The sequence below is a fragment of the Streptomyces sp. NRRL F-5630 genome (assembly GCF_000719475.1).
Classification (GTDB): Bacteria; Actinomycetota; Actinomycetes; order Streptomycetales; family Streptomycetaceae; genus Streptomyces.
The window spans coordinates 1-13,403 of the sequence record NZ_JOGO01000109.1 but is presented as its reverse complement, the minus strand read 5'-3'; the positions used below and the strand labels follow the sequence as shown (position 1 = coordinate 13,403).

3 protein-coding genes are annotated in these 13,403 nt (G+C 74.9%); 2 read left to right on the top strand and 1 reads right to left on the bottom strand.

The features are described from left to right. Positions 1-21: 21 nt before the first annotated feature. Entirely contained in the window at positions 22-5,412 is a 5,391-nt protein-coding gene (locus IF99_RS0128610) for a type I polyketide synthase (RefSeq protein ID WP_078655324.1), read from the top strand. Between the two features lie 64 nt (positions 5,413-5,476). Here IF99_RS0128610 and IF99_RS0128605 read toward each other — a convergent pair whose 3' ends face one another. Continuing rightward, the gene (locus IF99_RS0128605) at positions 5,477-6,514 is read right to left on the bottom strand and encodes a methyltransferase (RefSeq protein ID WP_031001009.1); all 1,038 of its coding nucleotides are present in this window, start codon (positions 6,512-6,514) and stop codon (positions 5,477-5,479) included. Positions 6,515-6,817: 303 nt separating this feature from the next. Between IF99_RS0128605 and IF99_RS31270 the strand changes: the two genes are divergently transcribed. Continuing rightward, positions 6,818-13,403: non-ribosomal peptide synthetase (locus IF99_RS31270; RefSeq protein ID WP_158716672.1), on the top strand; the 6,586-nt coding region annotated here is incomplete at its 3' end.

Sequence of the window (13,403 nt, the reverse complement as noted above, 5' to 3'; positions counted from 1 at the left end):
TTGTGGGAGCGGCGCAGTGTGATGACGGGTGGTTTGGAGCGGGCGGATCTGGCGCGGATGCGGCGCATGGGTGTGCTGCCGATGTCCACCGAGGACGGGTTGCGCCTCCTCGACACCGCAGAGCAGTCGCCCGAGAGCGCCGTCCTGGCCGCTCGCCTCGACGTCCGCTCCCTCGCGGCCGGTGATGCCGCCGACCACCCTCTGCTGCGCGGCCTCGCGCGGAAGACCACCGTCCCCCGGCGCCGCCGGCTGACCGGCGCCGGCCCCGGTACCGCGGACCGCGCCACGGCGCTGAAGGACTCCCTGCTCCGCCAGCCGCCCGAGGGGCGCCGGGCCACGCTGCTCGACCTCGTCCGTGCCCAGGTGACCACCGTGCTCGGCCACGCGGACGCCGGTGCGATCGAGCCGGACCGGGCGTTCAAGGACCTCGGTCTCGACTCGCTGACCGCCGTCGACCTGCGCAACCGTCTCGGCGCAGCCACAGGACTGCGGCTGTCCGCGACGCTGGCCTTCGACCACCCCAACTGCTCCGCCCTCGCCGGGCACCTCCTCGGCGAGATCCTCGGAGCGGACGTTCTCGGGGCGGAGCACACGGCCGCCGCCGCGCCCGGCCGGGACGGCCACGACGCTTCCGGGACGCCCACGTCCGACGACCCGATCGCCATCGTCGGCATGGCGTGCCGCTACCCGGGAGGCGTGACCACCCCGGAGGACCTGTGGCGCCTCGTCGACTCCGGCGGTGACGCCATCGGCCCGCTCCCCGCCGACCGGGGCTGGGACCTCGACGCCCTGTACGACCCCGACCCCGACGCACCCGGCCGGGCCTACGTCCGGGAGGGCGGCTTCCTGCACGACGCGGGGAGCTTCGACGCCGAGTTCTTCGGCATCTCGCCGGTGGAGGCCCTGGCCATCGACCCCCAGCAGCGACTGCTCCTGGAGACCGGCTGGGAGGCGGTCGAGCGGGCCGGGATCGTCCCGGCGTCCCTGCGCGGCAGCAGCACCGGCGTGTTCGTCGGCTCCCACTACCAGGAGTACGGCCCCCGCTTGCACCACGCCGGGCAGGGCGCCGAGGGGCACCTCATCACCGGCACCGCGGGCAGCGTGGTGTCCGGCCGGATCGCCTACGTCCTCGGCCTCGAAGGGCCTGCCGTCACCGTCGACACCGCCTGCTCGTCCTCCCTCGTCGCCCTCCACATGGCCGTGCGGGCGCTGCGATCGGGCGAGTGCGACCTCGCGCTCGCCGGGGGAGTCGCGGTGATGCCGGGGCCGGGTGCCCTCATGGGCTTCAGCCGTCAGCGGGGCCTGGCGCCGGACGGGCGCTGCAAGCCGTTCGCCGAAGCGGCGGACGGAACTTCGCTCGCCGAGGGGGCGGGCGTCCTGCTGGTGGAACGGCTCTCGGACGCCCGCAGGAACGGACACCCCGTCCTCGCCCTGGTCCGCGGTACCGCGATCAACCAGGACGGTGCCTCCAACGGCCTCTCCGCCCCCAACGGGCCGTCCCAGCAGCGCGTCATCCGCGCCGCCCTCGCCGACGCCCGCCTCACCACCGCCGACATCGACGCCGTGGAGGCCCACGGCACCGGCACCCGCCTCGGCGACCCGATCGAGGCCCAGGCCGTCCTCGCCACCTACGGCGCCGGCCGGGACACCACCACTGCCCCCGTGCGGCTCGGTTCGGTGAAATCCAACATCGGGCACACCCAGGCCGCCGCCGGGGCGGCCGGTGTCATCAAGATGGTGCAGGCGCTGCGCCACGGCGTCCTACCCCGCTCCCTGCACCTCGACAAGCCCTCGGACCACGTCGACTGGACGAGCGGCGACATCGAACTGCTGCGCGACGCCGTCGCCTGGCCCGCGGGCGAGCGGCTCAGGCGCGCCGGCGTGTCCTCCTTCGGCATCAGCGGCACCAACGCCCACGTGATCATCGAAGAGGCCCCGCGGGAACAGCCCGCGCCGGACGCCGCCGAGCCGATCCGTGACGCCCCCGAGGCCGCCCCGGCCCCCACGCTGCCGTGGGTGCTCTCCGGGCGCTCCCCGGCCGCGTTGCGCGACCAGGCCCGCCGCCTCCTCGCGCACCTGCGGCAGCGGCCGACGGATGCCGGGCCCGCCCCGCGCGAGCTGGCCGTCGCGCTCGCCACCCGGCGCTCGCTGTTCACGCACCGGGCCGTCGTCACCGGCGAGGGCCACGAGCACCTCACGGCGGGACTGGAAGCGCTCGCCGCCGGCCGTCCCGCGCCCCACCTGACGACGGGCGCCGCACCGGCCGGGCGCACGGCCGTCCTCTTCACCGGCCAGGGCAGCCAGCGCGCGGGCATGGCCGCACAACTGCACCGCGCCCACCCGGTCTTCGCCGCCGCCTTCGACGCCGTCTGCTCCCGCTTCGACACACTGCTCCCCGACGAACCACCCCTGCGGGACCTCGTCTTCGACACCGGCGAGAGCGCCGCACGCACCCTCACCGGCACGCTGCACGCCCAGTGCGCGCTGTTCGCGGTCGAGGTCGCGCTGTACCGGCTCCTCGCCTCCTGGGGGCTGCGCCCCGACGCGGTGGCGGGCCACTCCGTGGGCGAGATCACCGCGGCCCACGTCGCCGGTGCGCTCTCCCTCGCCGACGCGTGCACGCTCGTCGCCGCCCGTGGCCGGCTCATGCGCGACCTGCCCGAGGACGGCGCGATGGTCGCCGTACGGCTGTCCGAGGCCGAGGTCGCCCCACTGCTGGCGGACCGGGCCCACGAGGTCGGCCTCGCCGCCGTCAACGGCCCCGACTCCGTCGTCCTCTCCGGAGCCGTGGACGCTGTCGAGGAGATCGTCGCCGAGCTCGAACGGCGCGGTGCGCGGACGCGGAGGCTGACCGTGTCCCACGCCTTCCACTCACCGCTGATGGAGCCCGTACTGGCCCCCCTGCGCGCCGAACTGGCCGACCTGGACGGTGCCGCGCCCGAGATCCCGGTCATATCCCATCTGACCGGATCGTTCCTTCCCTCCGACGGGCCGGTGGAGCCGGAGCACTGGGTACGGCATGTACGGGAACCGGTGCGCTTCGCCGACGGGATCGCCGCGCTGGCCGCCGACGGAGTGACCGCCTTCCTGGAGATCGGCCCCGACGCCGTCCTGTCCGCCATGGGCCAGGACAGTGCCCCCGAGGCCGCGTTCATCCCGACGCTGCGCGCCGAAGAGAGTGAGACAGCCGCCCTGACCCGGGCCGTCGGACAGCTCTTCGTCCACGGCGCGGACCTCGACTGGTCCGCCGTGCTCGCTGTCCCGGACGGCGCGCCGCACGCTGCCGACCTGCCCACGTACGCCTTTCAGCGGAGCGACTACTGGCTGCCCTCGGACGAGGGCAGCCGGCGCCCCGACGACCGCTCCGGCACCGTCCCCCAGGGCGGCGACGATGCGGCTCTCGCCGCCGAACTCGCCCTCGGGGACGCCGAGTCGACGGCCGCACTGCTGCCGCTCCTGACCGCCTACCGGCGGCGGCGCGACGAGGACGACCGCATCGACGGATGGCGTCACCACGCCGCCTGGACGTCGATCGCCGTTCCCCCGGCGGCACCGGCCGGCACCTGGATCCTCCCCGTCGCCGTCGAGCAGGGCGACGACCCGTGGGTCGCCGGTCTCGTCGCGGCGCTGGCCGCCGAGGGGATGATGCCGGTTCTCCTGCCGTGCGCGGAGGGCGACGCACTGGCCGGGCGACTCCGTGTCCTCAACGACGAGGTCGGGCCCGTCTCCGGCATCCTGTCGCTGGTGGCCCTCGCTTCCGGACAGCACGTCGCGTACGACGCGGTGCCCGAAGGAGTCGCCCTCACTCTGGCGCTGCTGCGCGCCCTGGAGGAGAGCGGCAGCCGGGTCCCCGTCTGGCACGCCACCCGCTGCGCCGAGGCGGTCGGCGCCGCCGAGCACGTGCGTCACCCCGAACAACTCGGCGTACGGGCACTCGGGCGCGTCGCTGTCCTGGAATCCTCCGGGCAGTGGACGGGCACGGTCGACCTGCCCGAGCGGGTCGACGGCTGGACCGGCAGCCGGCTCGCCGCGGTCCTCGCCGACAGCGCGGCCGACGGCGGGGGCGGGAACGACGCCGCGTTCGAGAGCGACATCGCGGTCCGTGGTGCGGGGCTCTTCGCCCGCCGCGTCGTCCAGGCACCCGCTCCCGCGCCCGTCGCCACCGACGCCGCCACCCCGTGGCCGCCCCCGGGCACCGTGCTCCTCGTCGACGGCACCGGACCCCTCGGCCGACAGGTCGCCCTGCATCTCGCCCGCGGGGGCGCCGAACACCTCCTGCTCGTCTCCCGCCCGGCTTCGGCGGGCTCGGACTCCGCGGAAAGGGCCGATGCCCTGCGCGCCGAACTCACGGCGCTCGGCGCCCGCGCCGACATCGTCGCCCGCGACCCGGGCGACCGGGCCGAAGCCGCGGCCCTGGTGGACGGCCTCCCTCCGACCGGCCCGCTGACCGTGGTCGTCCCCACCCGTACCGCGACCGGCGGCAGCGCGCTCACCCAGCAGACCGCCGCCGGGCTTCAGGAGGCCCTGCGGGCCGACGCCCTGGCCGCCCGGAACCTGCACGACCTCACCCGCGAGCGGGCCGAACCGGCGGCCTTCGTCCTCCTCACCACCCTTTCCGCCACCCTCGGCGCCCCCGGGCAGGCCGGACCGGCCCTGTCCGACGCTCTCCTGGACGCCCTGGCCGAGGAACGCCACCGCGCCGGACTGCCCGTGACTCGCGTCGCCTGGGGACCGTGGGGCGACGAGGACACAGCGCAGGACCCGGCGGAGGGCACGGCGAAGGGCGCGGCGCAGGACTCGCCGCAGGACCCGGCGAAGGGTACGGCGCAGGACACAGCCGCCCGCGACGGCGGCCTCCTTCCGATGCGCCCGGCGCTGGCCCTGCGCGCCCTCGACCGGGCCGCCCGTGCCCGGGAGACCGGGACCGCCGTCTTCGACGCCGACTGGAAGCGCCTCGCTGCCCACGTCGCCACCACGCCCGGGGCGCGCCCGGCCGCCAGGCTGTTCGACGGTGTTCCGGCGTTCCGCGACGCTCTGCGGGGTGTCGGCGCCCGGGACGAGGAGCTGTCCACCGAGGCCCCGGACGCGTTCCTGCGCCGCCTCGACGCGCTGCCCGCGCAGGAGCGGAGCGCCGAGATGCTGCGCCTTGTGCGCACGCAGGCCGCCCTGGTGCTGGGGCACGACAGCGACGAGGTGGTGGCCCCCGACCGCGGCTTCGTCGACCTGGGCTTCGACTCGCTGACCGCGACCCGGCTGCGTAACCGTCTCGGCGCCGCGACCGGCCTGCAGATCAGCGCCGCCACCGTCCTCGACTGCCCCACGCCGGGCAGCCTGGCCGACCATCTGCTCGCCCTCTGCGCGGCTCCCCGCACCCGCACCCGTCCTCGCCTGCGCCCCAGGAACCGGAAGTGACATGACGGGGGACACGCGAGCGGGGCCGGCCCGAAGGCCGGCCCCGCTCGTCCGCGCTCCTCGGTCAGCGCTTGACGCCCAGACTGAGCCCGTGCTCGTAGGGCAGCCCCGGAACGGTCTCCACTTCGCCGAACCCGGCCTCGCGCAGCCAGCGTTCGTAGTCGCGCGCCGGATAGGCCATGCCGCGGCCGCTCGCCAGCACGTTGAAGTAGAGCCCGAGCCGGGCGCCGAACACGCCGTCCGTCTCGTCGTCGGAGACGTTGTAGCCGTACACCATGACCCGGCCGCCCGAGGGCAGGGCGTCGTACGCCTTCCTCATCAGGAGCAGGATCGAGTCCTCGTCGAAGATCTCCAGCACATGGCTGAAGAGCACCGCGTCCGGGCCCTCGGGGAACGGGTCGGTGAACATGTCACCGGGCACCACGCTCACCCGGCCGGACCGCGCGCCGGACGCGAGCCGGGAGACGCTCGGCATGTCGAACACCGTCGTCCGCAGCTCCGGATGGCGGGCGACCAGGCGCGCCGAGGTGCTGCCGTCACCGCCGCCCACGTCGAGCACGTGCCGTACGTCGTCGAAGACGGGCTGCTCGATGAGCGCGTCGACCGAGCGGAGCGTGAACGCCGTCATCGCGCGGTGGAAGACCGCCTCCAGGGGCGGGTTGCGGGACAGCCGCCCGTACAGGGTCGGCTCGTCGCCGGGGTGGGCGGCCAGGGCGGTGTTGGTACCCGCCCGCAGCGCCGTCGTCATGTCGGCGAACGCGGGGTAGTACACCTCTTTCCAGCCGGTCAGGATGTGACTCCAGCTGTCCGGCTCCTCGTCCGCGGCCAGCAGTTCCTCGGCGACCGACGCATTGTGGTAGCCACCGTCCCGCCGTTCCAGCAGCCCCGTCGTGCAGACCGCTTGCAGCAGCACCCTGAGCTGGTGCGCGGGCACGCCGCAGAACGACTGGATGTCCGCCGCGCTCGCTCCGGGTTTCCCCGACAGGAAGGCGAAGATCCGCAACTCGGCCGCGGTGGTGACGGCGTTGAACAGCGCCGGAGCGTTGACGAGGAAGTGGAAGCGTTCGAGGACCGGATCGTCTTCGTGGGCGGCGTTCTTCATCGTTCTCCACGGGGAAGGAAGGGCGTCGGCCGGCACGCCACGGTGGACCGGCACGCTAGGCGACCGCGCACCGGGCGGCAACGACGATCCCCGCCGTTACGGACACACCCCCCGCCCGCGGCCGGGCCCCCGGACGCGCCGCCGGGCCACCGCGCACCCGCGCCGCTCGTAACTGTGGCTCCCACCGATGCTGGGGGCGCCCGCTTCTCAGCAGCATCACCACTGCCCGCACCTGGCCGCGAAGCGCCCGCGCGGACGGCCCGCGGACCTGACGGACGGCTCAGCCCGCATTGAGGAGTGCACGTGATTCCTGCGTCGTATGCGCAACGCCGGCTGTGGCTCGTGGACCGGCTGGAGGGCCCGAGCGCCCTCTACACCGTTCCGCTGGTCCTGCGGCTGACCGGGCGGCCGGACGTGGCCGCGCTGCGGGCGGCGCTGCACGACGTGGTCGCCCGCCACGAGGCACTGCGGACCCGGTTCCGCCAGGTCGACGGCGAGCCCGTGCAGGAGATCGTGCCCGTCGGCGACCTGCCTGAACTGCTGGCCGTGGACGAGGTACCCGCCGACGAGCTGGAGGACGAGATCGGCCGCACCGCGCGGCACGTCTTCGACCTGGCCTCCGGCATCCCGTTCCACGCCCGGCTGCTCATGGCCGACGACCGGACCTCGGCGCTGGTGATCGCCCTGCACCACATCGCCGCCGACGGCTGGTCCGCCGCCCCGCTCTGGCGGGACCTCTCCGTCGCCTACGCAGCGCGGCTGAACGGAGCCGAACCCGGCCTCGCGCCGCTGCCCGTGCAGTACGCCGACTACACCCTGTGGCAGCGCGAACTGCTCGGCGACGCCGACGACCCCGGCAGCCTGCTCGCCGAGCAACTCGCCCACTGGCGCGCGGCGCTGGCCGGCGCCCCCGAGGAACTCGCGCTGCCCACCGACCGGCCGCGCCCCGTCGCCTCCGCGCACGAGGGCGGCATCGTGCGTCTCGACGTCCCGGCCGGACTGCACGCCCGGCTCGCCGCGCTCGCGCGGGCCGAGAACGCCACCATGTTCGTGGTCTGGCACGCCGCGCTCGCCGTCCTGCTCTCCAAGCTCGGCGCGGGCGACGACATCCCCATCGGCAGCCCCTTCGCCGGACGTGACGAGGCCGACCTCGAAGACCTCGTCGGATTCTTCGTCAACTCCCTCGTCCTGCGCACCGACGTGAGCGGCGACCCCGCCTTCACCGAGGTCGTACGACGGGTACGCGCCACCTCCGTCGACGCGATGAACCACCAGGACGTGCCCTTCGAGCGGCTCGTGGAGGAGCTGTCCCCGGCCCGCTCACTGACCCGGCACCCCCTCTTCCAGGTGAACCTCACCCTGCACAACACCCCGCGCATTCCCGTCGATCTGCCCGGCCTGGAGGCCGTCGCCGACTTCGCCGCGCTCGCGCTCGCCAAGTACGACCTCGACATCCAGGTCCAGGAGCGCTTCGACGAAGAGGGCCGCCCGGCCGGACAACGCGTGGAACTGCACTACAGCGCGGACCTGTTCGACCGCGCCACCGCCGAGGCGATCGCCGGCCGGCTCCTGAGCGTCCTGCGGCAGGCCGCGCACACCCCGGACCTCCCCCTGCACGCCATCGACATCCTCCTGCCCGCCGAACACGAGCCCCTGCTCGCCGCGGCGGGTGACACCGCGCCCCCGCCGCCCGGCACGACCGTGCCCGACCTCTTCGCCGTCCGGGCCACCGCCCACCCCGACGCGACGGCCGTCAGCCACGGCGCGACCACCCTCACCTACGCCGAGCTGGACGCCGAGTCCCACCGCATCGCCCGCCACCTCGTCGCCCACGGGGTGGGCCCCGAGACCCGGGTCGCGGTGTCGCTGGAGCGCACCCCCGCTCTCGTCACCGCACTGCTCGCGGTCATGAAGGCGGGCGCCGCCTACCTCCCGGTCGATCCCGCCCACCCGGCCGCCCGCACCGAAGCGCTGCTCGCCGACACCGCCCCCGCCCTCCTGATCACCACCACCGACACGACCGCGCACGCCGCCGCCCCTCCCGGCCTGCCCCGTGTCCTGCTCGACGACCCCGACACCCGTACCGCCGTGGCCGCCCGCGAGGCCGGCCCGCTCACCCAGGACGAACGCCGCGCCCCTCTGCGTCCCGAGCACCCGGCCTACGTCATCCACACCTCGGGCTCCACCGGCGCCCCCAAAGGTGTCGTCGTCGAACACGCCCAGGTGACGGCGCTCCTGCGGTCCGCCGCCGACCGGTACGGCCTCGGCACCGACGACGTGTGGACCTGGTTCCATTCCTACGCCTTCGACTTCTCCGTCTGGGAGCTGTGGGGCGCCCTCCTCACCGGTGGGCGGCTCGTCGTCGTCGACCACGACACTTCCCGTTCCCCTGCCGGCTTCCACGCCCTCCTGGTCCGTGAAGGCGTCACCGTCCTCAGCCAGACCCCCTCCGCCTTCCAGCAACTCGACCAGGCCGACGCCCGACAGGACGCCGCGGCGCTCGACGCCAGGCTGCGGCTCGTCGTGTTCGGCGGCGAGGCGCTCGATCCCGCACGGCTCACGGACTGGTACGCCCGCCACGGCGGTGACGGCCCGCGCCTCGTGAACATGTACGGCATCACCGAGACCACCGTCCACGTCACCCACCTCGACCTGGAACCCCCTACCGGCGACACGCCCGCCACGTACGGCGGCAGCCCCGTGGGACGCCCCCTCGACCACATCCGCGTGCACGTCCTCGACGACGCGCTGCGGCCCGTACCGCCCGGCGTGCCCGGCGAGATGTACGTGACCGGGTCCGGTGTGGCCCGCGGTTACCTGCACCGGCCCGCGACGACCGCCGCACGCTTCGTGGCCTGCCCCTTCGAGCCGGGCACGCGCATGTACCGCACGGGCGACCGGGCCCGCCGCGCCGCCGACGGCGCCCTCACGTACCTGGGCCGCGCCGACGACCAGGTGAAACTGCGCGGCTTCCGCATCGAACCCGGCGAGGTCGAGGCCGCCCTCCTGGGCCACGAGCGGATCGGTCAGGCGGCCGTCGTACTGCGTACCGACACGCCGGGCGAGCGGCGGCTCGTCGGCTACGTGGTGCCCCGCGACCCGGCCGACGCCACCGGCGAGGACGGCGCGGAGCTGGCACGCCGGGCACGCGAGCACGCCGCCACGCTGCTGCCCGCCCACATGGTGCCCGCGGTCTGCGTCCCGCTGGAGCGACTGCCGCTCACCTCCCACGGCAAGCTCGACCGTGCCGCGCTCCCCGCCCCGGACCGGCACCAGGCCACCGGCGGCGGGCGCGGCCCCGCGACGGCGCGCGAGAAGACGCTCTGCACGGCCTTCGCCGACGTCCTGGACCTGCCCTCGGTCGGGGCCGACGACGACTTCTTCGCGCTCGGCGGCCACTCCATGCTCGCCGTACGCCTGCTCGACCGCCTCCGGGCCGAGGGCGTCCGCGTCGACATGCGCACCCTGTTCACCGCCCCGACGCCCGCCCGGCTGGCCGCGGCGGCGGGGGCCGAACCCGTGCGGCTTCCCGAGGGCAGCGTCCCGCCCGGCACCACCCGCCTCACGCCGGAGATGGTCCCGCTCGCGGGCCTCACCGAGGACGAACTGCGCGCCCTCACCGACGCTTTGCCCGACGGAGCGGCCGGTGTCGCCGACGTCTACCCTCTCGGGCCGTTGCAGGAAGGGCTCTTCTTCCATCACCGGTTCCACGCCGGGACGGGCACCGGAGACGGCACCGACGACAGCGACCCGTACGTCGTCCGCTACGTCCTGGCCTTCGACACCCCGCAGGCGCTCGACTCCTTCCTCGCGGCCCTGGGCCAGGTGATCGAGCGGCACGACGTCCTGCGCACCTCCCTGGCGTGGACGGGCCTGCCGCACCCCGTGCAGATCGTGCACCGGCACGCCGAACTGCCCGTCACCGAGACCGATCCGGGGGAGGGGCCGGACCCCGTCGAGCGGCTGCTGGCCCACGGCGACGAGCCGCTGGACCTGCGCCGCGCCCCGCTGATGGACGCCAGGACCGCCACCGAACCGGGGAGCGGCCGACGACTGCTCGCCCTGCGCATGCACCACATCACCCAGGACCACACCACGCTCGACCTGGTGCTGCGCGAGGCCACCGCCATCCTCGCGGGCCGGGGCGACACCCTGCCCACGCCGCGTCCCTACCGCGACTTCATCGGCCGGGCACTGCTCAGCACGCCCGCCGAGGAACACAGCGCCTACTTCGGGCGGCTCCTCGGCGACGTCACCGAACCCACCGCCGCCTTCGGCGTGGGGGAGGGGCGGGGCGAGGGAAGCGACGTCACGGAACACCGCACCGTCCTCGACGCACAGGTGACGGCCCGGTTGCGGGCACAGGCCCGGCGCGCCGGAGTGAGCGCGGCGACCGTCCTGCACGTCGTGTGGTCGCGGGTCCTCGCCGCCGTGTCCGGACGGGACGACGTCGTCTTCGGCACCCTCATCCTCGGCCGTATGCAGTCCGGCGAGGGCGCGGGCGACGTGCCCGGCCTGTTCATCAACACCCTCCCGGTCCGCGCCCGCACGGCGGGTACCGATGTCGGCGGGGCGGTAGACGCCATGCACCACCAGCTCGCCGAGCTCATGGTGCACGAACACGCCTCGCTCGCCGCCGCCCAGCGCGCGAGCGGTGTGCGGGCCCCCGCACCGCTGTTCACCGCCGTGTTCAACTACCGGCACAACGCCTCGGGCGGACCCGGCACGGTCCTGCCGCCCGGCACGGAACTCCTCGCCTTCCGGGAGCGCACCACCTACCCGCTGCTCGTCTCCGTCGACGACGACGGCAGGGCGCTCGCCTTCGACGTCCAAGCGGCAGCCCCGCTCGACCCGGAGCTCGTGACCCGGCTGCTGCACGCCACCACCGAACGCGTCGTCCACGCCCTCGCACACGCGCCGGGCACCCCGCTGGCCGACCTCGACGTCCTCCCCGACGCCGAGCGGCACCGCATCCTCACTGAGGGGAACGGCACCGGGCACGGGGACCCGGACCGCACCCTCGTCGACGTCTTCGCCGACCGCGCGGCGGCCACCCCGCAAGCCGTCGCGCTCGCCTACGCGCACGACGACGCACCCGAGGAGTGGGACTACGCCGGGCTCGCCGCCCGCGCCAACCGGCTCGCCCGTCATCTCATCGGCCGGGGCATCGGCCCGGAGGACCGGGTCATGCTCCTCATGGACCGTTCGCCGGACCTTGTCGTCGCGCTCCTCGCGGTCCTCACGTCCGGCGCCGCGTACGTCCCCGTCGACCCCGATCAGCCCGCCGAACGCGTCGCCCACCTGTACGCCGACGCCTCCCCCGCCGCCGTCCTCACCAGCACGGCCCACGCCGCCTCCCTGCCCGCGTCCGTCGCCGCGCCGATCGTCGTGGACGACCCCGCCGTACGCGCCGCCGTCGCGGCGCACGCCCCGGAGCCGATCACCCAGGACGAGCGCACCAGCCCGCTCCACCCCGCCCACCCGGCGTACGTCATCTACACCTCCGGCTCCACCGGGACCCCCAAGGGCGTCGTCGTCCCGCACTCCGGCGCGGTCAACCTCCTCGCGTTCCGCTGGCCCGGCCTGACCGCCGAGAGCCGGCTGCTGCAGTTCGCCTCGATCGGCTTCGACGTCGCGACCTGGGAGATCATGACGGCCTTCGCCGCGGGCGCCCGTCTCGTCGTCGCCCCCGCCGCCCGGCTCCTGCCCGGCGCCGGCCTCGAAGACCTCGTCGCACGGCACACGGTCACCCACCTGCAACTCCCGCCGACCGTCCTCGGCATGGCCACGGACGATCACCGGCTGGCCTCCGTGCGCACCCTGCTGGTCGCGGGCGAGGCCCTCGGCCAGAGCCTCGTGGACCGCTGGGGCGCCGACCGTTGGTTCGGCAACGCCTACGGCCCGACCGAGACCAGCGTCATCGCCGCCGCCGACGGTCCGCTGCGGCCCGGCTCCGCCCCCACCATCGGCCGCGCCCTGCCCGGCGTCCGCCTGTACGTCCTCGACGCCCGGCTGCGCCCCGTCCCCGACGGCGTCGACGGCGACCTGTACGTCGCGGGCGCCGGGGTGGCGCGCGGCTACGTGGGCCTGCCCGGTCTCAGCGCCGAACGCTTCGTGGCCGACCCCTACGGAGCCGCGGGCAGCCGTATGTACCGCACCGGGGACACCGTGCGCCGCACCTCCGACGGCCGCCTGCTGTACGTCGGGCGCACCGACGACCAGGTCAAGATCCGCGGCTTCCGTATCGAACCGGGCGAGATCGAGACGCGGCTCACCGAGCACGAAAGCGTCGCGTACGCCGCCGTCGTCGCCCGGGACGACATCCCCGGTGCCCAGGGCGACAAGCGCCTCATCGCCTACGTCGTGCCGAGGGAGCCCGGCGACCCCCGCGCTGCCGGACTGCCCGCCGTACTGCGCGACCATCTCGCGGCCCGGCTCCCCGCACACCTCGTGCCGTCCGCGTTCGTGGCCCTGGAGGGGCTGCCGCTGTCGGTCAACCGCAAACTCGACCGAGCGGCGCTGCCCGTCCCCGACCCGGCCGCCGCCACCGGTGCCGGACGCCCCGCGGGCACGTACGAGGAACTGATCTGCGCCGCCATGGCGCAGGTCCTGGGCGTGCCCCGGGTCGGTGCGGACGACGACTTCTTCGCGCTCGGCGGGCACTCGCTGCTCGCCGTCCGCCTGGTCGGACGTGTCCGTGCCGTGCTCGACGTCGAGATCCCCGTGCGGGCGGTCTTCGAGGACCCCACGGCAGCGCGACTGGCGGCACGGATGGGGGAGTGGACGGGCTCTGGGGCGCGTCCGGGGGTGGTGGCGGGGGTGCGGCCGGAGCGGTTGCCGTTGTCGTACGCGCAGCGTCGGTTGTGGTTCGTGGACCGGTTGGAGGGTG